Genomic DNA, 23,647 nt, shown 5'->3' with positions numbered 1-23,647 from the left:
GACATCCTTTACAAAGATGCCTTCGGCAATCTGGATCTGGGGAAGGGGAAGCTGAAAGCAGTCGAAGTTTCTGCTGGAGTTTTTGCTGTTAATATAATAGATGAAGATGCGCCAACTATAGGGGAAGCAACAATTTGTCCTGAAATGACAGAGGCTGGCAAAGACGGTAAATGTGACAAAGAACAAGTTGACAAAAATGAGGATGACGTAGATGATGATACTGATAATCCGATAAGTAATGGCAAGAAGGTTGAAATCAAAACGACTGCTGTAGGCGAAGGTTCTAAGATTTTTGTTACTGCTAAAGACGTGACTAATGCCACTCTGGCAGTAACTGACATAGACAAAGGAAAAGGATTCACTGTTGAAATTAAAGAATCGACTGAAGAGGCTATCAAGTTTGATTGGTGGGTGGTTGAGAAAAAAGAATAATTTAAATTTTTTATATCTTATGTATAGCATTATTTTATGTGGCGGATCTGGAACCCGTTTGTGGCCGCTTTCGCGCAAAAACTTTCCCAAGCAATTCCTAAAGCTTTACAGCGATAAGTCGCTTCTGCAAGAGACTTTTTTGAGAATGAAAGAAATTGTGCCTCAGGAAAATATATATTTTGTAACCAATGAAGAAAACTATTTCAATGTTTTCAATCAGGTCAAAGAAATTTACGCCGGATTCAAAGAACGCCAGGTTTTGAAAGAACCAGAAAGCCGGAACACGATGCCAGCCATTGCTTTAGCGGTTAAATACCTTAAGGATGAAATAAAAATAGACGAAAATGTGCCGATAATAATGGTTCCATCTGACCATTATATTGGTAAAAGAGAAGCTTATATAGAAACCGCTAAAAACGCTTTAGGAAAAATAGGGGACAATTTAGGAACTATCGGAATCAAGCCGACCATGGCGCACACAGGTTTGGGTTATATTAAAAAGGGCGAAAATCTAGGGGACTATTATAAAGTAGATGGTTTCAAAGAAAAGCCAGACGTAAAAACAGCCAAGGAATTTTTTGAATCAGGAGGATATTTATGGAATGCTGGAATGTATCTTTTCAGCGCCAAAGCTATAAGTGAAGAAATGAAAAAAAATGCACCAGAAAGCTATGCTTTATTTGAAAAGGATTATCAATTCTTTATCCAGAATTTCAGCAACTTGCCGGCAGTGGCTATTGATGTGGCTATTTCAGAAAAATCGGACAGGATGGTGGTTTTTGATGGTGATTTTGACTGGAGCGATATTGGAAGTTTTGATGTTCTAGCAGAGATATTGAACAGAAAAAAAGATGATAATCCGAAACATGTTTCCATTGATTCAAAAAACGTTTTTGCTTATTCAGCCAATAATGGGCTCATTGTGACTTCAGGAATTGAAGATGTTATTGTGATTGAAAATAATGACAGCATTTTGGTGCAGAAAATGAGAGAAAGCAATGATGGAGTGAAAAAAGTGGTGGAATATCTCAAAGAAAAAAATTATCCCGAATTGAGTGATAACATTGTCGGTTATCGTCCATGGGGTAAATATGAAGTGCTTATTGACGGAGACAATCATAAAGTAAAAAAAATTACAGTCTATCCAGGAAAATCATTGAGTTTGCAAATGCACAAAAAAAGGGCAGAACATTGGGTTGTTGTTAAAGGTGTTGCTGATGTTATTAAAGAAGAAGATATCTTTACCTTGCAAGAAAATGAAAGTACTTATATTCCAGTTGAAACCAGGCATCGTCTTTCTAATTCAGGCAAAGAAAATTTAGAAATTATAGAAGTTCAGACGGGAAGTTATCTGGAAGAAGACGATATTGTCAGGTTTGACGATGATTACGGAAGGAAATAGTGGCACTGGACAAGATAGTTAAAATAGTATATACTTAACATATTAGATAAGTCACTTCTTAATTTTTGTTTACCCCCACACCAAATTCAGAGATTTTGTGGGCTATATTTTTTAGGCTATTATGGCCTTAATAAGCCAAAATATTCAACTTTTTAGGTTTTGGTGTGGGGGCGAGTAAGCCGCTTTTTTCGTGCAAGACAAGCCATCTCTATAAAGGGGATCTTATTATCTTTTACTTTAGAAAATTATTAAAAGGGGATATGGTGAAATTGGTATACACGCATGCTTCAGGTGCATGTGGCGCAAGTCGTGAGAGTTCGAGTCTCTCTATCCCCACATTTTAACGCAATATAAAACTTTTAATATAAGTAGGTTATTATCTTTTAATTTCATAAACAAAAAAAACTTACTTTGTTAGTGGTTAATAAAAAATATGTTTAAAAAACAAAGCAGTCCGATGACTGCAAGCGCGCAAACTCTGCCCAACAACAAGCAGGTAAATGCGCAACACAAAAAACCTTCCCACAATGCTATGCATAGCATTGCAGGCAGGCCGATGAAAAAATTTAAAAAAAATATGCCTCCGAACATGGGCATGAGAAACAATCAGATGAGGTTTCACAAGTTTCCGATGAATCCCAAGAGTAATCATTTGGTTATCACTCCTTTGGGTGGCAATGAAGAAGTCGGAAGGAATATGACAGTGTTTGAATATGATGGAGATATCATAATTTTAGACATGGGCATACAATTTCCAGAGGAAGACATGCCAGGCATAGACTACATTGTTCCTAACATTAATTACCTAAAAGGCAAAGAAAAAAATGTAAGAGGGGTACTGCTCAGCCATGGCCACCTTGACCATATTGGTGCAGCGCCAATCCTGCTTAAAGAACTTGGTTATCCTCCGATTGTCGGACGTGATTTGACACTAGCTTTAGTCAAGAAAAAAATGGAGGACTTTGATAAGAATTCAGCCCAGAATCTGAAAGTTATGAGAATCAATTCTGTTTCAGACAAAATTAAATTAGGAAAATTTCAAATTGAATTCTTTGAGGTGGAACACTCAGTCATGGATGCAGTTGGAGTAATAATCAGAACGCCAGACGGAACTGTCATACATCCGGGAGACTGGACTATGGATAAAAATCCAAAAAATCATAAAATAATAACTTATGATCATTTGTCTAAATTACCTTCACCTCGGATACTAATGCTGGAAAGTTTGGGAGCTACTGACACCAAAAGTGAAGACAAACCGGAATCAGAGATGTACAAAAACCTAGAAAAACTTGTAGGTTCAGCCAATGGTTTGGTTGTTATCGGAACTTTTTCTTCACAGATTGAACGTATTGGGAAAATAATAGAATATGCTGAAAGTATAGGGAAAAAAGTGGCCCTGGACGGGTATAGCATGAGGATGAATATTGAAATTGCCAAAGAACTCGGCTATATAAAAGCTCACAAGAAAACCTTAATTTCAGTCAACGAAATACATAAATATCCAAGAAATAAAGTTGTGGTTATTTGTACCGGGGCACAAGGAGAAGGCAATGCAGTTCTCTCACGCATTGTCAATGACGAGCATCGTTTCGTCAGAATCCAAAAAGATGATACGATAATATTTTCTTCTTCAATTGTTCCTGGAAATGAACGTACAGTACAAAGACTCAAAGATGATTTATACCGCAAATGTGACAATGTGATTCATAGCGATATCCTTGATGTACATACTAGCGGACACAGCAATGCTTATGATATTCAAAATATTTTACACCAGATCAAGCCCGATTTTTTCCTACCCGTTTATGGCAATCATTATATGCTCAAAGAAGCCGCCAAGTTAGCAGAGAGAATTGGAATAAAAAAAGAAAAAATATTTGTTCTGGATAATGGAAATCAAATAGAGTTTAGCAACGGTAACGCTAAAATTCTTTCAAAAAAAATTGATACCAGCTATGTTATGGTTGATGGTCTGGGAGTCGGAGATGTCGGGGAAGTGGTGCTCAGAGATCGCCAATTATTGGCGAAAGATGGAATGTTTACAATCGTTGTGATCATTGATTCCAAAACAAAAAAAATAATCGGTACACCGCAAATCACATCAAGAGGATTTATTTTCGTCAAAGAAAATTTTGATCTAGTAAATGCTACGAAAAGGGTGGTGGAAAAAGTGGTCAAAGAAAAAACTTCAGAAGGCCTGCCGGTTAACTGGGATTATGTCAAAAATAATATCCGCGAATCGGTCGGATCTTTCTTGTTTACAAAAACCGAAAGGCGACCTATGGTGTTGCCGGTAGTTATAGAGGTCTAAGCGAAACAAAGAAAACTGCTCAGTGATGGGCAGTTTTTTAATTATACAATTTCGCCCACTTTTCTTTCAAAAGAAAAGTGGACAGAAAAGAAACTTGCACACGGATTAATTTCTGTGGCAAATTCTAAGCTCGCTCACTAAAATTCCTGCTTCACTCCGCTGCGTTTAAGGAATTTATTAACGTTCACTTGCTTGAATTTGCTTACGAAATTTATAGTGTGCGAGAGGATGCAAAAATTCAAAAAACACTTTGCCTAAGTACTTCATATGGCGCACCTATAAAATGCTAAATAATGCATTCATAATTCCGCCCTGCGGAAGACCCTGGTATAAATTCAGATTTGCGAGCGTCTAAAAAATTTCTGTCTGACCTCGACTTGTCGGGGGAGTTATATTTTTTAGTGAGCAAATCCTAAATTTGTCAGTGGCTGCAGTCGGGCGGAGAGTTCTTTTTGTTACTTTTTCTTGCGGAAAGAAAAAGTCAGGCCAATTTTGTTTGCAAAAAAGGGCTATTTTAGTTATTATTACTTTATAAACTTTATAAATTTAAATATGAACAAGCGTATTTTCTCGGGAATACAACCGTCGGGCAATTTGCATGTCGGCAATTATTTAGGCGCTATCAAAAATTGGGTCAAGCTTCAGGATGAGTTTGAGTCCATTTTTTGCGTGGTAGATATGCATGCCATTACTGTTCCGCAAAACCCTGAAGAGCTCAGAAAAAGGACTATTGAAATTGCTAAAGTTTATTTAGCTTCAGGAATTGACCCGAAAAAATCCAGCATTTTTATTCAATCTCATATTCAGGAACACGCAGAGCTGGCTTGGATTTTAAACACAATAGCTAAAATGCCAGAACTGGACAAGATGACACAATTTAAAGATAAAACACAAAATAACAGTCGAGAAAGTATCGGAGTTGGGTTATATGATTATCCGATTCTGATGGCGGCAGATATTCTGCTTTATGATGCGGAAAAAGTTCCAGTGGGTGAAGACCAGGTTCAGCACGTGGAACTTACCCGGACACTTGGAAAAAGATTTAATAATAAATTTGGCGAAACATTTGTGATTCCCGAGCCGCATATAACCAAAGAGGGGATGAGAATAATGGGTTTGGATGATCCAGGCAAGAAAATGTCAAAGTCGGCAGCTTCTGAATATAACTGGATCGGAATTACTGATGACGCAGAAGCAATCAGAAAAAAAATAAAAAAAGCTGTGACTGATTCTGGCAGTGAGATAAAATATCAAGACGATAAACCGGCACTCAAGAATCTTATCAACATTTACTCTGGATTTTCTGGCAAAACTCCGAAAGAGATTGAAAAAATGTATGTCGGCAAGGGTTATGGAGATTTTAAAAATGATTTAGCGGAAGTTATTATTGCAGGACTCAAACCGATTCAGGAAAAAATGAAATCACTTTCTAATGAAGAAGTTTTGAAGATTCTAGAAGATGGCGCCAGCAAAGTTCGATTGATTGCCGAGAATAAAATGGAAGAAGTGAAAAAGAAGATAGGCTTCATATTATAGTAGATATTTTGTTACGTAACATGTTAAGTAACACTTGAGCATAAAAAAATCGCCCCAGAAGGGCGATTTTTTGAACTATCCTCTTATTATTTTAAGCAACTCATCTCTTTTTTCTTCCATCAACTCTTTTGATTTTGCTTCAACATTAAGTCTGATAACTGGTTCCGTATTCGAACCGCGGAGATTAAATCTCCAATTATCAAATTCAATCGAAACTCCATCAATCTCGTCTACGCTCTTGGCTTGCGGTGCATATTTTTCTTTAGCTTCTGATATCTTTGCTTTTACGTCCGAAACTTCGCTATTTATTTCTCCACTGACAAAATATTTATTCCAGAACATTTCCTGCATGATTTCGGAGAGCGTTTTTTCTTGTTCGGAAAGAAACTCCAACATCATCACGAAGGGAATAAGGCCATTATCACAATAAAAGTAATCCCTGAAATAATAATGCGCGCTCATTTCTCCTCCAAAAACTACATTGTCATTTCTCATCCTTTCCTTGATAAAAGCATGCCCGGATTTGTTTATTATGTCTTTGCCACCATTTTCTTTAGCAATGTCAGCAATGGCCCAAATTAAACGAGGATCGTGTAAGATAGTTGCTCCCGGATTTCTTTGGAGGAAAATTTTTCCTAAAAGAGCGGTAATGAAATAGCCTTCAATAAATTCTCCTTTTTCTGTAAAAAAGAAACAGCGGTCAGCATCTGCGTCCCAGGCTACTCCGAAATCAGCTCCACTTTCCATCACTAATTTAGAAATTTCTTCGCGATTTTCCGGAATAAGAGGATCAGGACGTCCCTTTGGAAAATTTCCGTCTGATTCCCAGTTTAGTTTTATAACTTCTATGTTGCTATTTTCTAATAATTGATCCAAAGCTCTGCCGCCAACTCCAAAATTTGGGTTAGCAACAATTTTAAACTTTTTGAATTTTGAAAAATCGGCAAAAGATCTAATTTTATTTATATAATCATCCATTATATTTTTCTTTTCTATCAACTTAAGATTTTCTTCTGATAATTCCAAATTTTCAATTCGTTGGTCATCTTTCAAGGCTATGTCCCTGATTTCAAACAGGCCAGTGTCTGATGAAATCGGCTTTGATTTTTCACGGACAAACTTAGCGCCATTATATTCCTTAGGATTGTGAGAAGCAGTGATGGAAAATCCTCCGGCATAACCATAATTGGCTACGGAGAAATAAAGCATATCAGTGGATATCTCGCCGACATCTATGACTTTTATACCCTGATCCGTAACTGCTTTTATGGCTGCATTTTTGAGCGATGGGGAAGAAAGTCTGACATCGCATCCAATGACTACCTCACTCGGTTTTACGAATTCACAATAAGCTTTAGCGATCTTGTAAACATCTTGCTCGTTTATTTCTTCTGGATAAATTCCGCGGATGTCATAGGCTTTAAAGATTTTTTCATTCATAATTTTTTTAATATTTTTAACTATTAAAGTTTATCAAAAACATGTTTTTTACTCAAGGTGCACATTTTGATTGAATTTTTCCAGTTCCTTTTCAAGCAGGGGATATTTCTTGAGATCTGGACTTTCTTTAAGGATTTTTTCAGCGTAGCTTTGGGAAATTTCTATGAGTTTCACATTGGTCACATTCTGCATAGCAATGTCAGGAATGCCCGATTGGCGGGTGCCGAAAAATTCTCCCGGACCTCTGATTTCAAAATCTTTTTCGGCAATGTCAAAACCGCTGCTGTATTTTTCCAAAGCCTTCAGTCTGTCTTTAGCCAGAGAAGAACTACTACTAGTAAATAGAAAACAATAGGACTGCATATTGCTACGTCCAACGCGTCCGCGAAATTGATGAAGCTGTGCCAATCCAAAACGATCCGCATCTTCAATAATCATAATGGTTGCGTTGGGTATATCAATGCCAACTTCTACAACTGAAGTGGAAACTAAAATGTCATATTTTTTATCTTCGAAATCACGCATGATTTTTTCTTTCTCGTTGGATTTCAATCTTCCATGTAAAAGCGCTAAATTAAGATCAGGAAAAATATTTTTTGAAAGTCGCTCATGTTCTTCGGTAGCGGCTTTGAGTTCTGTCATTTTACTCGATTCTTCTACAAGAGGAAAAATAATAAATGCCTGCTGTCCATTTTTAACTTCCTGCCGTACAAAATCGTATGTATTTTCGCGGTCACGGCCGTTGATTATTTTGGTTATGATTTTCTTGCGGTTTTTAGGCATTTCATCCAGTACGGAAAGATGAAGATTGCCAAAAAAAGCCAAAGCCAGCGTTCGGGGGATTGGAGTCGCAGACATTGATAGCAAATGAGGTGTTTTATCTGGAAGTCCATCATTTATTTCAGAAATCTTTTGTTGGAGATATGCGCGCTGATCAACTCCAAAGCGGTGCTGTTCATCAACAATAACCAAAACAAGATTTTTAAATTTTACATCTTTTTGTATAAGGGCATGAGTACCAATGACAAAGTCAATTTTTCCATTTTTAATTTCATTTAGTAATTCTATACGTTTTATCTTGTCGTTCTTTACTATTTGATAAGAATTTGTCAGCAAGGCAATAGAAATATTTTGTTTTGAAAATAGTTTAGAAATGGAGTCAAAATGCTGCCGCGCCAGAACCTCCGTGGGAGCCATTAAAGAAACTTGATAGCCGGCATTTACAGCATTTAAAATTGCCATAGCAGCTACAACAGTTTTCCCGCTGCCAACGTCGCCATTAAGCAGCCGGTTCATCGGTAGTGTTTTTTCAATGTCTTTTAGAATCTGGAAAGCTGATTTTCTCTGGGCGTTTGTAAGAGAGAAGGGAAGTGATTCAACAAATTTTTTTATCAGTTTTTCATCAAAAGAAATGGAAATAGCCTGCTTTTTATTCCATAAATTTTTTACATTTTGTGAAGCTAACTGTGCCAAGAACATTTGATCAAAAGCTATCCGCTTTTGAGCTAAAACGCTCTGCTTTAGTGTTTTCGGGAAATGCGCATAGTAAATGGCTTCTTTCAGATTTGGCAGGTGCAAATCTTTCAAAATATTTTCAGGAACCGGATCTTTGATTTCATCCGCGTATTTTATTAAGGATTGCATCTGCCAGCGTATCCATTTAGAAGTCAATCCTTCTGTTTCCGGGTAAATCGGAACAAGCCGGCCGGTGTTAGTCGGAACGCGCGAAGAAAGTTCCCAAGCTGGATTGGAAAAAAATAATCCCTTAGCGTCCTCAAAAACTTTTCCGCTAAGACGTGCACCTTTGCCTTCAGTTAGGGAATCACTGACATATGGTTGATTGAACCAGACAGCACGGACTATGCCGGTTTCATCTTTTATAAAACATTCCGTGATGAGCATTTTTTTCTTCCAGGTTCTGATCAGTTTGCTTTTCACAACTTCGCCCATAACAGTTGCAGTTGTTCCGGTAGAAAGATTGCCAATAGGAACCCTTTCTGAATAATCTTCATAGCGGAAAGGGAAGTGCATCAAAAAGTCCTCAACAGTCTCAATGTTAAGTTTTTTTAAAACAGCGGTGTATTTTGGCCCTATCCTTGGCACTAAGATAAGTTTCGTCTGCAAACTAGGCATAAATGTATTATAGCCTATTTTTTAATATAGAAAAAAGAGATTTGAATAGTTCTTCAAATCTCTTTTTAAAATTCTTTCCATTTATCTTTTTCTTAATTCCTTAATTCCATTTTTCTTTTTTTTCGATTGCAGAAATCACACACATCAGTCAAAATATGATCCTGCAGATATTTGATGGGAATGGGTTTTCTGCATTCCTTGCATTTCCCATCAAAATCAGGTTTTTCGACTTCCTTTATCCTCGCCTTTGTTTCCGCGATGCTTTGCAATAAAACTTTTTTTTGGGCGACCAATTTTTGCGTTGGCCTTGCTTCAATAAGCTCCATAGTCTCAAAAAGATTTCTTTCCAAGAAATCTTTTCTTGATTTCAGTCCCTCGATAAGAGCTCGTTTGTTAATTCTCATTCTTTCTCTGTCAGTCTTGTTCATTTTTAACCCCCTTATTTTTCAATGTTCTTTTGTTAATGCTGTATTTTACCAATATAAAACAAAAAGTCAAGCATAAAAATGCTGACTTTTTATAATTGTGCGCTTGGCAGGAATTTTACCCCCACACCAAAAATTAAAGAATAACTTGTGTCCTTGGCTGGAATCGAACCAGCGGCCTTCTGGACCGCAACCAGACGCTCTATCCACTGAGCTACAAGGACATATTTTGTTTTGGTGTGGGGGCGTGCCTGCGGCCTTCTGGACCGCAACCAGACGCTCTATCCACTGAGCTACAAGCGCTTAATAATCAATAACAGATAACTTACAACATAAAACAAAAAATAGCAATTACTAAAAATGCCACAGATTTGTAGTTATTATAAATGCAGAACTCTTTCAATTGTATTTATTAGACTCGGATTCTGTTTTATTTCAGGAATATTTTGCATAAGCAAATCACGCAATTTTACCGGGTCTTCATCTTCAATTGGAATATGTACAAAAGGCAAGACAGATGCCTTTGTATGCAAGCTGATAACTCTTGTGTGGTTAGGTTCGTAAAAAATCCAGAAAGAAAAGATATTTTCATATGAATAAAATTGTCTGTCGGCTAGCACGCCTTTTGATGTTATGCAAAAATTTACTATACGCGGATCCTTTTGCGCATATATATAGCCTACAATTCCGATTAGAATAAAAGTGATTGCCATAATTGGAGCATTTGTAAAAATAGCATAAATAACCATTATGAAAATAAACAAGCCAGCAGCAATATACCAGTTTCTTGACTTCTCGTATAATTCAAACTCTGGAGCTTTCCAGGAATAAAAAATTTCGCCTATGTTTTGGATCAGATTGTCTTCAACAAAATTATTTTGTTCTTCCTGTTCATTTTTTATTTCATACTCAAAACTATCCTCTACAATAAAATCGTGTACTTCCGTATCTTGTGTTTTATTTATTTTTTTTCTTAGGTCAAAAGGCATATGATAACTTTACCACATTTGTCAGAGTTTACAAACATGCCTATAATTAGTATTATATACAAAGCCTAAAAAGGTGTTTTATTTTGGAAGCGTGTCTGAGTGGGCTTGATGCAAGCAAGCGAGAATTAAGCGGGTTTCAAAAGAAACCCAGGAACCCGAAGGCCTTTCAGTTTTTTATATTTTTGAAAAAAATAATTTGGAAGCGTGTCCGAGTGGTTTAAGGAAACAGTCTTGAAAACTGTCGTGCCCGAAAGGGTACCAGAGGTTCGAATCCTCTCGCTTCCGCACAATTTAATAAATGGAGAGGTGGCTGAGCGGGTCAGATGCGAGTAAGCGAGCATTTGACGGGTTGCAAAAAGCAACCCCGGCAGACGTGAAGCACAATTTTTTGATCGAGGATACTGCCGAGAAAATTTAATAAATGGAGAGGTGGCTGAGCGGCTGAAAGCAGCACACTGCTAATGTGTTAAGGGAGAAATCCCTTCCAGGGTTCGAATCCCTGCCTCTCCGCCAATATTAAAATGATGTCCCGCAGGACATCATTTTAATATTTGTTTGAAATGTGGTGGGATTCGAAGGGCGCGAGTAGAAAGCGAGCAAGTGCGAGCTTTCTGTGTGTAGCGCCCAGGCTCCGAGTCGGAGCGAGGAGGAATCCCTGCCTCTCCGCATAAATTAAAAAGAGCCCAAAAGGTTCTTTTTTGATATAAAAAAACCGGGGATTCGACAATTTTTGTCGATTCCCCGGCGAACCTGATTTTTTATACAGTGCCTTTTTTGAGGACACCAACTTTTTCTAAGACTTCCGCGCAGAACATTATAACATTAATGTTCTGCTTTCTTGATTTGTATTCTTTGGGCAGTCCAAGTCTTTCTGCTGCCCAGTCTTGCAAGATATCAAGTTTGAATTCATCTTTTTCAAACTTGAACTCGAAGATTGTATTTCCATTACTTTCCACTAAACTTTTGTTTGGAGATTTTTTTCTTAATTGCTTTTTCAGAGCAGGGTGCAGGTGAAACCATATATCCCATGCTTCCCCAACAAATTGGCTGCAATTTTTCAGCCTTTCTGGTCTTGGATTTTCATTACGCTTCTTCTTTCCAGATGCTCTTTCCTTTCTTATAACCTCAGTTACTTCTTTACCATTAAAACAGAACTTCCTTTCCATGAATAATACCCCCTATTGTTTTTTAATGATCCATCTTTAACTTCAATTAATAGCATACTTTCATTTATTTGTCAATCATTTCTTTTAAAAAAGTTATTTGCTAATTTTATAATATTTGATACCATAAAAAATATATTTGTTTTTTAAGTTTTTCGCAACAATTTTTGAAGCGGGGGAGAAGGGTGGTTGCACATAGGGCGTAGTTGCGCCCTGCCGGGTAATGTGCATAAAATGCTTGGGATTAGGAGTGCCATAATCTCTTCAATCAAGATTTTTCGTAAAATCTTGATTTTCTCTTCCTAGACCCAAGCGCCACCTGCCTCCAAGAATATTTTATGAAATCCTGATATTGACTTATTAGTTTAATTTGTTAATATTAGTACATACACGGTTGGTGATGATCGGTTTGCGCTTTTTCAAGCTCGCGCATTTAGGTGTTAACATTATTTTAAACGTTTAACGTTCTTTGACAAAGTTTTTCAATTGGTTCATTGAACCAAAAGTGGAATCCCTTTCCAGCCAAAAAAAGAGGGGTAACTTATATAAGTACCCATATCTCGTGAAGAGAAACGGCAACAAGGGCGAAGAGGCCTTGTATAAGGCTGGCCGCGTAAGGCTGCAATTTTGTCAGACCCGCAAGCTCAGGATCATATTAGTGAATCTACACTAATCTGTGCTTGCGGGTTTTTATTTTGAAGATTTTTTATATTCAAATTCAAACTCATGACTATCGCTTGGTGGTCTTCTTCTCTGGGTCTCTGTCTTTTTTTCTTCATTTTCTTTAGGAAATTCTATGGGTTTTGCTTTCAAGTCGTAGTTTGGATGATCTCCTTCTCCGCCTCTGAAAATTACTTCATTAATGTTATCTTCCAATCTTCCAGCCTCAATAGCATCTGCTTCAAATATTTCCTTTTTTATTTCATCAATATCGGGAATAAGCTCAGCCTTTTTTTCATTTTCAAGCGTTTCTTGATTTATTTCATTAATACTTGTTGCAGGATCTGGTTTTTTTTCATCCTCTGTGTTTTCTGGTCTTATAACTTTTCTGAAAACTCCTGGTTCTCCTGGAACAGGTTCAATTTCTGGCCCGGCATCATTATCAGGGAATTGCCTTTGTTCTCTTTCTTTATAATATTTTTGATACCATTTTTCACTCATATATTTTTCTATTTTATTTAGATTATCCCTAGTTTATTGGTAAATAGAATGCTTTTAATTTATATTTGTATTTTATTATAAATCTTCATTTTATTCAATTTTTCAAGTTCACAATTTTTTTATCTCCTGCCGGGCGATGACAGCGGCATAAATTTCTTTAGCGCCGGAATCTTTCAAGATTCTGGTGCATTCAAAAATAGTTGAACCAGTTGTAGCGATGTCATCTATCAGTAAAATGGTTTTGCTTTTTATCTTTTCTGGATTAGTTATACTAAAAGCTCCTTTGATATTTTCTTTTCTCTGCTGGTAACTGCTGATTTTCATTTGCGGGAAAGTATATTTTTTTCTGATTAGTATTTTTTCATCCATTAATATTTCTGTCCCAGGCAAGAGTTTGAGTGAAATATGCTTTGCTAGCAGTGCTGACTGATTAAATCCGCGCCAGCGGAGTCTTCTGGGGTGCAGGGGAATAGGAATTATAATATCCGGCAAAGGCAAGTCGGTTTTTTGAATTGCTTTTATCATTAAATTTCCAAGCTGTATATGTAAATCTGGAATAAAACGGTATTTATAAAAGTGCACAGCTTGGGCCACAGTAGGGTTTTTATAGGAAACAGCAGTGATAAGAGCGCCTAAAGCACTTTTTTTCTTGCATGCCAAGCAAGTTTTCCCATCAGGAGTAATTACTTTTTCGCATATGCCGCAAACATGCTCATTTTTTATGAAAATGTTTGATAAGCAATCCTGGCAAATCCATTCATCTTCCTTTCCACATGATATGCAGGTGATGGGGAAAAGAATATCAAGTATAAGCTTGTATGATCTGCTAAAAACTGTGGATAACTCGCCCATGTTGTTGTTTGATTTATAAAAATATGTTATTATTAATGCGAACTTATAACTTTTAGCTTAACACAAATACAAAAAATGTTAGAATTTTTAAAAAGCAATAAAAATCGTTTTGTTGGCATTGATTTTGGCACATCTTCAATCAAGGTAGTTGAGCTTTCCTATAAAGATCAGAAAGTGTTTTTGGAAAATTATGGTTTTGTTGATTTAAAGCAAAATGTAGGTGAAAAACAGAATATTGACCCCAAAAAACATTTTTACGAGCAAAAAATGGCGGAAGCGATAAAAAAATTAGTTGAAATGATGGATTTGAAGTCTAAATCAGCGTATGTTTCAATTCCTGGCTTCAGTGGTCTTATCACTATCATAGAATTACCCGAAATGGAAAACGATGAATTGGCAAAAGCGATACAATTCGAAGCTCATAAATATATTCCAAGCTCACTTGATGAAATAGCGATGAGTTGGGAAATTATTGAACATATAAGTGACACTAGCACATTATCCTCGCAAATGCCTGACGTTGGAGGCATTAAGGGCAAGAAAATAAAAGTGCTTCTTGTCGCTGCTCCCAAAAAAGATGTGGAACGTTTTGAGAGGTTATTGGGAGAAACCAATGTTAACGTAGCGGCCATTGAACTGGAAACTTTTTCAATAGTCAGGTCATTGATAAATGATGATGCTGGAAATTTTCTGATAATAGACATAGGTTCTCGGGCAACCAATATTATTTTGGTTGAAAAAGGAGTTGTTGTTGTCAATCGCAATATTGATGCGGGAGGAAATGAAATAACTTCAACTATAAGCGAAAGCATGAATATTTCCAAGCAAAGAGGAGAAGATCTCAAGAAAGGGGAAAAGGATTTCTTAAATAGCAATGAGTCTCGCTTGGTTATTCCGATTCTGGAATTTATTGCTAGCGAGTCCAAGAGAATATTGGATGCATATAAAATAAAGAATAAAAATATCAGAATAGACGGAGTTTTGTTGTCGGGCGGAACATCTAAAATGAAAGGTTTGGAACAATACCTTTCAAATTTTTTAAAGATGGATGTTAAAGTGGCAGATCCTTGGAGAAGAATCATGATTAAGGATAATAATGTCGCAGCACTGATCAAAAGACTGGGTGGATCATTTACAGTGGCTCTTGGTTTAGCTTTAAGGGGAGCTGAAGAATATAAACGTAAATAATTTATTTTTTAATAACATATAAAATCCGGGTTGAATATTCGCTTTTTACGAAATTCAACAGGACAGGCCAAAATGACCACAATAAATTTATATCAAAATCAACCAAAAAAACAAAAAAATCTTTCTGCCAGCAGTGGTTTTATTTTTTCAATCAGCATCCTTGTTATTGTTATTCTGGTGCTAGTGGGTCTTAAATTTTATGTTTCTTTCATGGAGAAACAAAATCAAGCTCTGAAAGAAGAAATAGAAAAAGAACAAACAAATATGGCAAATCTGGGAAGTCTTGAAAAGGTTATTGACGTGCAATCAAGGCTGAAGCAGATAAGAAGCAATTTAAACATAAAAAATAACCAAGTTTCACGCCTGCAGATGACTAAAGTTCTTGATAATGTGGGTGCTGAAATAAATTCTGGTGTTGTCATTTCATCCTATAAATACGAAGACGGTAAGAATAAGATTACTATGGTATTTGATGCTAAAAATTTTAGCGATGCAGCCAGACAGATATTGAATTTTAAAGATTCTAATTATTTTACAAGTGTTGTTCTGACTAGTATTTCTCGCGGGACAGAAAAAATTTCATTTAGCGTTGAGTTAAGTGTTAAATCATAATTTAATAAAATAATTTCTTAAATATTGCATCCCGGCTTTTGTTTTGTATAAGCGAAAAATCCGGGTGACAAAAAAATGCGATTAAAATATCTTTTTTTCCCGATAGTTCTGGTTGTTTCTGTTTCAATTTTCATGGTATATATATGGCCTGAAATTATGAATATAAGCAGTATTAATCAAGAAAAAAAAGAGAATGAAAAATCTTTGCAAGAAATAAAAGATAAAGCCTCTGCCATCGAAGCTGTTGGAAAACAGATTGCGAGCAGCAGTGGTGATGTGACCCTGATCAATAGCTATTTGCCTAATAAAAAAGTTGAAGAAAAAATTATCGGCGGGATGAATTATTTGGCTTCTGATGCAGGAGTTTCTTTAGATAATGTTTCTATGAAAAGTTCGGAAGGTTCGAGCTTACAAAATACTTCTCCAACGAAAAATTCGGCTGGCGGGCAAATTTCTTCTGATAATGCTAATGAAGTGCGGTTTAGTGAGGCTACAGTAACAGTAAGCGGGGGATATGAAAAAATCAGGCTTTTTATCGATCAACTACAGAAAATGTTTTTGTTTAATAATATAAAATCACTGAATATTTACAAAAAAGAAGTAAAGAATGTTAGTTCAGGGAATACTACTGACAAAAAAAATACGGCTGCTAGCACGAATTCTTCCGAACTTTCTGCTGAAATTATTGTCAGCTTTGGTTATCTTCCACCTGTCAAGGCAAGCAACTTCAAGATTTCTAGTTTTGAAGCTAAAATCGACAGTGAAACCATAAGCGTATTGAAGCAGTATGTTTCTCAGAAGACAGAATCGGTGTCTTCCATAGTCAGTAGCAGCAACAAAGGAAGAGTCAATCCTTTCTTGCCATAATTCCAGCTTAGTTAAAAATAATAAAATAAATAGTTAAAAATATTCATTTCCAAACCAAAAGCGGTTTTGTTGTGAAAAATTTTTCATGAGTCAGCAGGACAAAATTATACAAAATATTGGGATTCAGCAGAAAAAAATAGGCTCCATGTCCTATAAGTCTGAAGCCCTTGTTAATATGGCAAAGAGCTTAAACATGCCTTATCTAGAAAGAATTCCAAGAATAGAAGATGATGTGATGAATATAATTTCAAAGGATGTATCTCTCCAGCATAAAATAATAGCATTTGAAAGGGATAAGAAAAAAGTAAAAATAGGCATTGTTGAACCAACCAATATTAATGCGCTGAACATCTTGCGTTTTATCGCAGAAGAAAGAAAGCTCGAAATTGAATTATATCTCATTTCTCAGGAGATGTTTGACGATATGTTTGAACAATATTCAGGCGGAACAGAGGAAGCCATAAAGGAAGTTATGGAAATATTGCAGAATGAAGATGATGTTGAAGACGAACTGGATAATAAAAAAGAAGACAAAGAAGACAAGGATAGCATTCAATTTGCTCCAGTGGCAAAACTTCTCAATGTCATAATAAAACATGCTATTGACGGTAAGGCGAGCGATATCCATATAGAACCTGTAACCAAAGAATATAGGGTAAGGTTCCGGGTTGATGGAGTCCTTTTTTCGTCATTGACAATCCCGAAGGGAGTTGGACGTGCAGTAGTTTCAAGAGTAAAAATACTTTCAAATCTTAAGATTGATGAAAAAAGAAAACCGCAAGATGGTCGCTTCAGTGTTAATGACGAAGGTCATTTGGTTGATTTTCGCGTTTCAACATTGCCTGTTGTCGATGGTGAAAAAGTAGTAATGCGTCTTTTGGACAACAAAAACAAGCTCATAGATTTTGAAGGCATGGGAATTATGGGCAAGGGGAAAGAAATCTTAATTAAAAACATAAAAGAGCCATATGGAATTATTTTACTGACGGGACCGACTGGAAGCGGAAAATCAACAACTCTTTATGCTTGCCTGGGTGTTTTGAACAAGGAAGAAAGGAATATAATTACGCTTGAAGATCCAGTTGAATATTCGATATCTGGTGTAAATCAAAGCCAAATAAATCCAGAAATTGGTTATACATTTGCCAGCGGCCTGAGATCCATATTGCGTCAAGATCCGAACATTATAATGGTAGGGGAAATTCGCGACAGTGAAACTGCTGAATTAAGCATACATGCCGCACTCACTGGCCATTTAGTGCTCTCAACATTGCACACCAACAGTTCTATAGGTGCAATTCCAAGACTTGTCGATATGGGCATAGAACCATTTTTGCTGTCTTCTTCTATAAAAGTTGTTGCAGCACAAAGATTAGTTCGCAGAATTTGCCTTGATTGCAGACAGGAAATAAAGCTAAACAGTAAAATCGCTGAATATATAAACAGCCAAGTTGGAAATCTTCCCAAAGAAGAAATAGAAAAGTATGGAGTAGATTTGTCTAAAGGCGTTCATATCTATAAAGGAAAGGGATGCGAAAATTGTGACAACAGTGGATATAAAGGACGCATAGCTATTTTTGAGGCGATTGAAATAAATGATGACATAAAAGAAATAATTTCAGAAAAGGCTGGAACTGAGCAGGAAGTGCAGAAATATGCCGATGAGCATGGCATGATAAAGATAGAGCAGGATGGAGTGTTGAAAATTTTAAAAGGTTTGACGACCGTAGAAGAAGTGCAGCGAGTCACTGAAGGTAGCAAAAGTGTCGGCGGGGAAGTTGAAGACGATAAATAATATAAATTGAATCAAAAAATACGATTTTGGATAAAAAGCATAAAGAATAACTCTTAACCTTAAAATTTTATGTCTGAAAAAATAAAAAAAGTACTGCTTGTTGAAGACGATCCTTTTATCCGGGATATTTATAGTGTTAAATTTTCACAGGAAGGATTCGAGGTTTCAATAGCAGAAAATGGATTGGAAGCCCTGAAGAAAATCGAGGAATCTGTTCCAGATGTGATTTTGCTGGATATAGTTATGCCTTATATGGATGGTATGGAAACCTTGAAAAATATAAGAGGTAAAAAGGAATGGAAGAAAATTCCCGTGGTAATGCTTACTAACATCTCTGAAAAAGAAAAAATAAGTGAAAGTGAAGATTTTGGAATTAATGATTATCTTATAAAATCACATTTCACTCCCTCAGAAGTCGTACAAAAGGTAAGAAATTTGTTGAAAGGTTAATTTTTGCTATAATAAAGAAAATTAAGACTGAAAAAATATTTTTAAAAATAAAAACAAAAAATGCCATTAATAACACATAGCGACCAAAGAATAAAAAATTTACTAAGATTAGTTGCTCAGCAGAATGCTTCCGATCTCCACTTAGTTGTCGGCAGATATCCCACTCTTCGTTTGGATGGAAAACTGTATCCGATAACTCAGGAAAAAATTTTACAAGCAGAAGATACTCAGGCACTTAGTGATGTTATTCTCAGTGAAGAAAATAAAAAAAAGCTTATTGCAGAAGGGCAGGTTGATTTTTCTTATAATTTTGAGGATAAAGCCCGTTTCAGAACAAATGTTTTTTTCCAGCAGGGAAACATAAGTGTGGCCATGCGTATGATTTCAAGCCGTCTTAAGACGCTGGAAGAACTGAGTATTCCTCCCATACTTTATGACTTCACACATAACACGCAAGGTTTGTTTATAGTGACTGGTCCGGTGGGTCATGGAAAATCAACTACGCTTTCGGCACTTGTTGATTTTATTAATCATAACGAAGATAAAAATATAATAACTATTGAAGATCCGATAGAATATCTTTATGAACAGGATCGGTGCATTATAAATCAGCGGGAAGTGGGAAGAGATACTAAATCATTTTCCTCGGGATTGCGCAGTGTTTTTCGCGAAGATGCAAATGTAGTTCTTATTGGTGAACTTAGAGATTTGGACACTATCAGCACGGCTGTGACTGCGGCTGAAACTGGGCATCTGATTCTTGCCACTTTGCATACAAATGATACATCCCAGACAGTCGACAGGTTGGTAGATGTTTTTCCGTCTCACCAGCAAAATCAAATCAGATCCCAGTTGGCAAGTGTTTTGATCGGGGTTGTCTCCCAAAGATTGCTGCCAAAAATCGGAGGTGGCAGAGTTCCTGCTTTGGAAATAATGATCAACAATAATGCAGTAGCAAATCTAATACGTGAAAATAAGACATATCAGATAAAATCCGTGATTGAAACAAGCCTTAAAGATGGCATGGTGACTTTGGAAAATTCCTTGGCTGATTTGGTTCATCGGGGACTTGTGACCTTTGAAGATGCGTTGCAATATACCGAAAACAAAGAATATTTGAATATGTTAACAAATAAAAAAAATAGATAAAATTTCAAGTCTTAAAATAAATATAAATTTATGAAATTTTTATACCAAGCCAGAAATCTGTCAGGAGAAGTCCAGCAAGGAAAAATAGAAGCCCTGAATAATGAAAAGGCGATAGCGATGCTTCAGGAAAAAGGATTATTGCCTCTCTCTATCGAGAAAGAAAAAGAAACTCCTGAAGTATTCAGGGAAGTTATGCGCATCTGGAACGGAGCCAGTGCCAGGGAAATTTCAGTTTTTTTCCGGCAGCTGGCGACTTTGATTGAAGCTAAGGTTACAATAGTTTCATCGCTTAATGCCGTAAGGGAACAGACAAGCAATGCATACTTGAAGAGGATCATCGGAGAATTGGTGGATAATATAGAGGACGGATCACCGCTTTCAGAAGCTATGCAGAAACACCCGGATGTTTTTGAAACTCTGGCAGTCAGTATGGTCAAAGCAGGAGAACTTTCCGGAAATCTGCAACGCAGCATTTTGTTTCTAGCTGAAAATACGGAAAAAAATTATGAATTAAGTTCAAAAATAAGAAGCGCTATGTTCTATCCTATTTTCGTGCTTTCAGCGGCTCTGATAATCGGTTTTGGAACTTTTGCTTTTGTCTTGCCGAAGCTCACAGATGTTTTCAAAGATTTGAACGTCGATATACCTTGGTACACCAGCATGCTTATGGATGCCAGCGCTTTCATTAATAGATACTGGTGGGTTACGATGTCGATTATAATATTCATAATATTATCAACGATTTATTATCTCAGGACTGAAGATGGCAAAAGAGAATGGGATTCATTCAAAATGAAACTTCCTGTCATTGGTCCGCTTTTCCAATATATTTACATAGCCAGATTTGCCGAAAATCTTTCGGTACTTATGATCGGAGGCATTCCGCTTGTCAGGGGCCTTGCAATTGTAAGCGAAGTTGTAAATAGCACTGTTTTTGAAAGCGTTATACTCAGAGCTGCGGATGAAGTAAAAACGGGCGGATCCATGAGTGAAGTATTTTCACGCAGTTCTTCATGTTTTCCTCCTATTGTAGCTCAAATGATAAAGATTGGCGAAGACTCGGGAAAAATAGCCGAAGTGCTGAAAAATGTTTCCTTTTTCTACTCCAAGGAAGTGGATCGCATCACGCGCAATCTTTCTTCAATGCTTGAACCTATTCTCATTTCTATTCTTGGAGTCGGGGTTGGATTTTTGGTTTTTGCCATACTGGTGCCGATATACAACATAGCGGGATCCATATAAAAGATTGCATGGGTATAATTAGGTTTAAATTTAACAAATAATGTGTTATTATAAACTTATGATAAATCAAAAAAATAAATTTTCATCCGCGAAAGGTTTCACCCTGATTGAACTTCTGGTCGTTATGGCGATTATCGGAATACTGGCTAGTGTTGTTATGGTCAGCACCAAAGGTGCAGTGGAAAAATCGAAAAAAGCATCGGCATTGACAAGTGCTGCCAGTGTCCTGCCGGAACTCGTCATATGTGCTGATGATGGTGGCACCGCTTCTACTCCAGCAGAAGGAAGTACTATATGTCAAGGTGCAACTGGGCATAGCGTAGCATGGCCTGCCATAAATGCAAAAACAGGCTGGAATTACAATGGTTCATCAGGTGCAGTTGTGGGTGGAACTTATAGCTTTTTTTTGGAAAAGGATGGTAACACGATAACTTGCAGTATGGCTACGAATGATTGCGTGTAGTAATTAAAATAAAAATTGGAAAAATTGGATATAACAAATAACGTTTTGTTTAGAATCAAAAATTAGTTGCAAAGTGGTTGTCCCGTAAAAATTCCGAGCAAGTCTGTTTTTAAAAAAGATAGCGCTCGGAAACACCTGTGGCTTTTACTGCAGGTGATGCAAAATTTCTGCAGAGAATTTTACGGGACGCTCAATTTTGTGGCAAAATCAGAGATTTTAACAAAATTGGCGGAAGGAGGTGTGAAATTATGAAAAAAATGAAAAAAGGTTTCACGTTGATCGAATTGTTGATCGTTATTGCGATCATCGGTATTTTGGCCGGAGTTATTTTGGTAAGCACTTCAAGCGCTCGTCAAAAAGCTCAAACAGCTGCTGCTAAACAGACGCTTAAAAGTACTATGCCATATTTAACAGAATGTAATTTGAATAACTATACTATAAGTGCTTATAACACAGCAAACCCAATTTGTACCGATGGACCAAACTGGCCAGAAGTAGGTACTTATTGTACTGGCACAGCATACAACGCGGGTGTATTATCAACAACTTGCAATGGAACTACTATTACATGTACTGTTGATACAGGGTCATGCACATAGTTGAATACTGAACTATTTTTGCTTGCCAATAGTACATTGGCAAGCTGTAAATTGTTTAATATTTTTTAAGAAATAAAAAAATAAAAATATATGAAAAAATTTTTTTCAAGAAAAAAAGGTTTTACCCTCCTGGAACTCTTGATAGTTATGGCTGTTATAGTTATTTTAGTTGCTGCTATAATAGCTGCTACTAATAGTTCTAGAGAAAAAAGTCATAAAGCTTCAGCTCTTCAGACAATGAGAAGCATATTGCCTTATGCAACTGACTGCTACATGAGAAGCCAGGCAATTCCTATAAATCCATCAGCAGGCAGTCCGGTTTGTAGTGGTGCTAATGCTAATTTTCCAGCTTTTGATACAAAAATAGGTTGGGGTTATACTTCTGGAACAAGCTCCACGTACAAAGCATGGGATATTACAGATAATACAAAAACTATTACCTGCAATCCGGAGATTAGTAAATGTTTTTGAGTCAATAAAACTTAACCTTTTAGTAATAAAAATTACTTTTTGTTGCTTTGATTAAATTTATCAAATCTAAATTCGTCTGATAATTTTTATGGTCATTATTTTTTTTATATTCGGTCTCATTATTGGCAGTTTTCTGAATGCTGTCGTCTATCGCCTGAATGCGGTGGAGTCTCTTTTGGAGCGTTCGCATTGTCCAAAATGCAAAAAGAAAATCAGGTGGTTTGATAACATTCCTCTTCTGAGTTTTCTTCTTTTGTCGGCCAAGTGCCGCGACTGCGGTGAAAAAATTTCCTGGCAATATCCGATTCTGGAACTAGCAACCGGGGTCATTTTCGCCCTTGTCGGCAATTATTTTTTCTACTCCTACAATTCTTCAAGCTGGCTCCTTTCCGGCTATTATTTGGTTATTTTTTCCCTGCTGGTTATCATTTTTGTTTATGATCTGAAATATATGGAAATACCCCTACTGATTCTCTGGATAGGCCTTATCATATCAGCATTGTATTTCTTGTCTGTTGATTGGAAGAGTTTTTATATTGCTGGATCAATACTCGATCTCAAAACCATTTCTGGTATAGTTGGAGGGTTAATAGCATTTTTATTTTTTTTCGGTCTCGCTTCTTATTCCAAAGAAACATGGATGGGCTATGGCGATGCATATGTTGGTCTTTTGGCCGGATTTATTGTTGGTTGGCCGAACATTATTTGGGCATTGATGTTTTCCTTTACGATCGGCGCGCTTACAAGCATAGCTCTTATAATTCTGGGCAGGAAAACAATAAAAAGCCAGGTGCCTTTTGCACCATTCTTGATTTCAGGAATCTTTTTGGTTATTTTTCTCCCTCAAATTTTTCCGTCTCTTAAAGAATTTTTTGTATATTTTTAATGAAATATGTTTAAAGAAGACTGTCATTCATCACCCCAATCCAAACTTCCCTCAGGGAATTTCAAAAAAAACTCCCTT

Annotated in this window: 22 protein-coding genes and 4 tRNA genes; 18 read left to right on the top strand and 8 right to left on the bottom strand. The window is 36.6% G+C overall.

All coding sequences use genetic code 11. The annotated features are described in order from the left end of the window. From PLR68_04245 to trpS, 5 genes are all read left to right on the top strand, one after another. The coding region (locus tag PLR68_04245) for a hypothetical protein (GenBank protein HOW60926.1) at positions 1-432 on the top strand (432 nt) is incomplete at its 5' end. Positions 433-451: 19 nt separating this feature from the next. Next, entirely contained in the window at positions 452-1,834 is a 1,383-nt protein-coding gene (locus PLR68_04240; GenBank protein ID HOW60925.1) for a mannose-1-phosphate guanylyltransferase/mannose-6-phosphate isomerase, read from the top strand. Positions 1,835-2,088: 254 nt separating this feature from the next. Continuing rightward, a tRNA-Leu gene (locus PLR68_04235) sits at positions 2,089-2,170 on the top strand. A gap of 97 nt (positions 2,171-2,267) precedes the next feature. After that, a complete protein-coding gene (locus PLR68_04230) occupies positions 2,268-4,148 on the top strand; it encodes a ribonuclease J (protein ID HOW60924.1) in 1,881 nt (626 codons plus the stop codon). Positions 4,149-4,700: 552 nt separating this feature from the next. After that, entirely contained in the window at positions 4,701-5,684 is a 984-nt protein-coding gene (gene trpS / locus PLR68_04225) for a tryptophan--tRNA ligase (protein HOW60923.1), read from the top strand. A gap of 75 nt (positions 5,685-5,759) precedes the next feature. On the opposite strand, the gene PLR68_04220 is transcribed toward trpS, so the two are convergent. The 5 genes from PLR68_04220 to PLR68_04200 all read right to left on the bottom strand — a co-directional run bounded on the left by PLR68_04220 (position 5,760) and on the right by PLR68_04200 (position 10,671). Further along, entirely contained in the window at positions 5,760-7,124 is a 1,365-nt protein-coding gene (locus tag PLR68_04220) for a phosphomannomutase/phosphoglucomutase (GenBank protein HOW60922.1), read from the bottom strand. 48 nt (positions 7,125-7,172) lie between these two features. Continuing rightward, positions 7,173-9,257, bottom strand: coding sequence for an ATP-dependent DNA helicase RecG (gene recG, locus PLR68_04215; GenBank protein HOW60921.1), 2,085 nt, complete (start codon positions 9,255-9,257; stop codon positions 7,173-7,175). 92 nt (positions 9,258-9,349) lie between these two features. Beyond that, positions 9,350-9,685: a hypothetical protein gene (locus PLR68_04210; GenBank protein HOW60920.1), complete on the bottom strand. Its 336-nt coding sequence runs from the start codon at positions 9,683-9,685 to the stop codon at positions 9,350-9,352. Between the two features lie 148 nt (positions 9,686-9,833). Continuing rightward, positions 9,834-9,906 (bottom strand) — tRNA-Arg (locus PLR68_04205). Between the two features lie 156 nt (positions 9,907-10,062). Beyond that, positions 10,063-10,671: a hypothetical protein gene (locus PLR68_04200; protein ID HOW60919.1), complete on the bottom strand. Its 609-nt coding sequence runs from the start codon at positions 10,669-10,671 to the stop codon at positions 10,063-10,065. Positions 10,672-10,869: 198 nt separating this feature from the next. Here PLR68_04200 and PLR68_04195 point away from each other — a divergent pair. Together PLR68_04195 and PLR68_04190 are read left to right on the top strand one after the other, a co-directional pair. Next, positions 10,870-10,956 (top strand) — tRNA-Ser (locus PLR68_04195). Positions 10,957-11,094: 138 nt separating this feature from the next. Further along, positions 11,095-11,184, top strand: a tRNA-Ser gene (locus PLR68_04190). A 245-nt stretch (positions 11,185-11,429) separates the two neighbouring features. On the opposite strand, the gene PLR68_04185 is transcribed toward PLR68_04190, so the two are convergent. The 3 genes from PLR68_04185 to PLR68_04175 form a co-directional block, all read right to left on the bottom strand. After that, a complete protein-coding gene (locus tag PLR68_04185) occupies positions 11,430-11,837 on the bottom strand; it encodes a hypothetical protein (protein ID HOW60918.1) in 408 nt (135 codons plus the stop codon). 687 nt (positions 11,838-12,524) lie between these two features. Then, positions 12,525-12,995 (bottom strand): hypothetical protein, encoded by a 471-nt coding sequence (locus PLR68_04180; protein ID HOW60917.1) that lies wholly within the window; start codon positions 12,993-12,995, stop codon positions 12,525-12,527. Positions 12,996-13,103: 108 nt separating this feature from the next. Further along, on the bottom strand, positions 13,104-13,847 hold the full coding sequence (locus tag PLR68_04175; GenBank protein ID HOW60916.1) for a phosphoribosyltransferase family protein: 744 nt from the start codon (positions 13,845-13,847) through the stop codon (positions 13,104-13,106). 75 nt (positions 13,848-13,922) lie between these two features. On the opposite strand from PLR68_04175, the gene pilM reads away from it, so the two are divergent. The 11 genes from pilM to PLR68_04120 all read left to right on the top strand — a co-directional run bounded on the left by pilM (position 13,923) and on the right by PLR68_04120 (position 23,569). After that, the gene (pilM, locus tag PLR68_04170) at positions 13,923-15,035 is read left to right on the top strand and encodes a type IV pilus assembly protein PilM (protein HOW60915.1); all 1,113 of its coding nucleotides are present in this window, start codon (positions 13,923-13,925) and stop codon (positions 15,033-15,035) included. 72 nt (positions 15,036-15,107) lie between these two features. Then, positions 15,108-15,647 (top strand): hypothetical protein, encoded by a 540-nt coding sequence (locus PLR68_04165; protein ID HOW60914.1) that lies wholly within the window; start codon positions 15,108-15,110, stop codon positions 15,645-15,647. A 75-nt stretch (positions 15,648-15,722) separates the two neighbouring features. After that, positions 15,723-16,514 carry a hypothetical protein gene (locus PLR68_04160; GenBank protein ID HOW60913.1) on the top strand — a complete coding sequence of 264 codons (792 nt, stop codon included), beginning with the start codon at positions 15,723-15,725 and terminating at the stop codon, positions 16,512-16,514. 85 nt (positions 16,515-16,599) lie between these two features. Next, a complete protein-coding gene (locus PLR68_04155) occupies positions 16,600-18,309 on the top strand; it encodes a GspE/PulE family protein (protein ID HOW60912.1) in 1,710 nt (569 codons plus the stop codon). Positions 18,310-18,378: 69 nt separating this feature from the next. Then, positions 18,379-18,759, top strand: a complete 381-nt coding sequence (locus PLR68_04150; GenBank protein ID HOW60911.1) for a response regulator transcription factor — start codon at positions 18,379-18,381, stop codon at positions 18,757-18,759. Positions 18,760-18,819: 60 nt separating this feature from the next. Then, positions 18,820-19,908, top strand: a complete 1,089-nt coding sequence (locus tag PLR68_04145; GenBank protein ID HOW60910.1) for a type IV pilus twitching motility protein PilT — start codon at positions 18,820-18,822, stop codon at positions 19,906-19,908. Between the two features lie 30 nt (positions 19,909-19,938). Then, a complete protein-coding gene (locus PLR68_04140) occupies positions 19,939-21,150 on the top strand; it encodes a type II secretion system F family protein (GenBank protein ID HOW60909.1) in 1,212 nt (403 codons plus the stop codon). A gap of 58 nt (positions 21,151-21,208) precedes the next feature. Then, positions 21,209-21,613, top strand: a complete 405-nt coding sequence (locus PLR68_04135; GenBank protein HOW60908.1) for a type II secretion system protein — start codon at positions 21,209-21,211, stop codon at positions 21,611-21,613. 248 nt (positions 21,614-21,861) lie between these two features. After that, a complete protein-coding gene (locus PLR68_04130; protein HOW60907.1) occupies positions 21,862-22,212 on the top strand; it encodes a type II secretion system protein in 351 nt (116 codons plus the stop codon). 90 nt (positions 22,213-22,302) lie between these two features. Beyond that, positions 22,303-22,683, top strand: a complete 381-nt coding sequence (locus PLR68_04125; protein ID HOW60906.1) for a type II secretion system protein — start codon at positions 22,303-22,305, stop codon at positions 22,681-22,683. A gap of 88 nt (positions 22,684-22,771) precedes the next feature. Beyond that, entirely contained in the window at positions 22,772-23,569 is a 798-nt protein-coding gene (locus PLR68_04120; GenBank protein HOW60905.1) for a prepilin peptidase, read from the top strand. The last annotated feature ends 78 nt before the right edge of the window (positions 23,570-23,647 follow it).

The sequence above is a fragment of the Candidatus Moraniibacteriota bacterium genome (assembly GCA_035390125.1).
Taxonomy (GTDB): Bacteria; Patescibacteriota; Minisyncoccia; order Moranbacterales; family GWC2-37-73; genus DAOOTD01.
This window is presented reverse-complemented; position numbering and strand designations above follow the sequence as displayed.

Bases quoted from the DNA above. Each gene is read 5' to 3' on its own strand.
- PLR68_04240 (HOW60925.1), top strand. From the start codon at position 452: ATGTATAGCATTATTTTATGTGGCGGATCTGGAACCCGTTTGTGGCCG.
- PLR68_04230 (HOW60924.1), top strand. From the start codon at position 2,268: ATGTTTAAAAAACAAAGCAGTCCGATGACTGCAAGCGCGCAAACTCTG.
- trpS (HOW60923.1), top strand. From the start codon at position 4,701: ATGAACAAGCGTATTTTCTCGGGAATACAACCGTCGGGCAATTTGCAT.
- PLR68_04220 (HOW60922.1), bottom strand. From the start codon at position 7,124: ATGAATGAAAAAATCTTTAAAGCCTATGACATCCGCGGAATTTATCCA.
- recG (HOW60921.1), bottom strand. From the start codon at position 9,257: ATGCCTAGTTTGCAGACGAAACTTATCTTAGTGCCAAGGATAGGGCCA.
- PLR68_04210 (HOW60920.1), bottom strand. From the start codon at position 9,685: ATGAACAAGACTGACAGAGAAAGAATGAGAATTAACAAACGAGCTCTT.
- PLR68_04200 (HOW60919.1), bottom strand. From the start codon at position 10,671: ATGCCTTTTGACCTAAGAAAAAAAATAAATAAAACACAAGATACGGAA.
- PLR68_04185 (HOW60918.1), bottom strand. From the start codon at position 11,837: ATGGAAAGGAAGTTCTGTTTTAATGGTAAAGAAGTAACTGAGGTTATA.
- PLR68_04180 (HOW60917.1), bottom strand. From the start codon at position 12,995: ATGAGTGAAAAATGGTATCAAAAATATTATAAAGAAAGAGAACAAAGG.
- PLR68_04175 (HOW60916.1), bottom strand. From the start codon at position 13,847: ATGGGCGAGTTATCCACAGTTTTTAGCAGATCATACAAGCTTATACTT.
- pilM (HOW60915.1), top strand. From the start codon at position 13,923: ATGTTAGAATTTTTAAAAAGCAATAAAAATCGTTTTGTTGGCATTGAT.
- PLR68_04165 (HOW60914.1), top strand. From the start codon at position 15,108: ATGACCACAATAAATTTATATCAAAATCAACCAAAAAAACAAAAAAAT.
- PLR68_04160 (HOW60913.1), top strand. From the start codon at position 15,723: ATGCGATTAAAATATCTTTTTTTCCCGATAGTTCTGGTTGTTTCTGTT.
- PLR68_04155 (HOW60912.1), top strand. From the start codon at position 16,600: ATGAGTCAGCAGGACAAAATTATACAAAATATTGGGATTCAGCAGAAA.
- PLR68_04150 (HOW60911.1), top strand. From the start codon at position 18,379: ATGTCTGAAAAAATAAAAAAAGTACTGCTTGTTGAAGACGATCCTTTT.
- PLR68_04145 (HOW60910.1), top strand. From the start codon at position 18,820: ATGCCATTAATAACACATAGCGACCAAAGAATAAAAAATTTACTAAGA.
- PLR68_04140 (HOW60909.1), top strand. From the start codon at position 19,939: ATGAAATTTTTATACCAAGCCAGAAATCTGTCAGGAGAAGTCCAGCAA.
- PLR68_04135 (HOW60908.1), top strand. From the start codon at position 21,209: ATGATAAATCAAAAAAATAAATTTTCATCCGCGAAAGGTTTCACCCTG.
- PLR68_04130 (HOW60907.1), top strand. From the start codon at position 21,862: ATGAAAAAAATGAAAAAAGGTTTCACGTTGATCGAATTGTTGATCGTT.
- PLR68_04125 (HOW60906.1), top strand. From the start codon at position 22,303: ATGAAAAAATTTTTTTCAAGAAAAAAAGGTTTTACCCTCCTGGAACTC.
- PLR68_04120 (HOW60905.1), top strand. From the start codon at position 22,772: ATGGTCATTATTTTTTTTATATTCGGTCTCATTATTGGCAGTTTTCTG.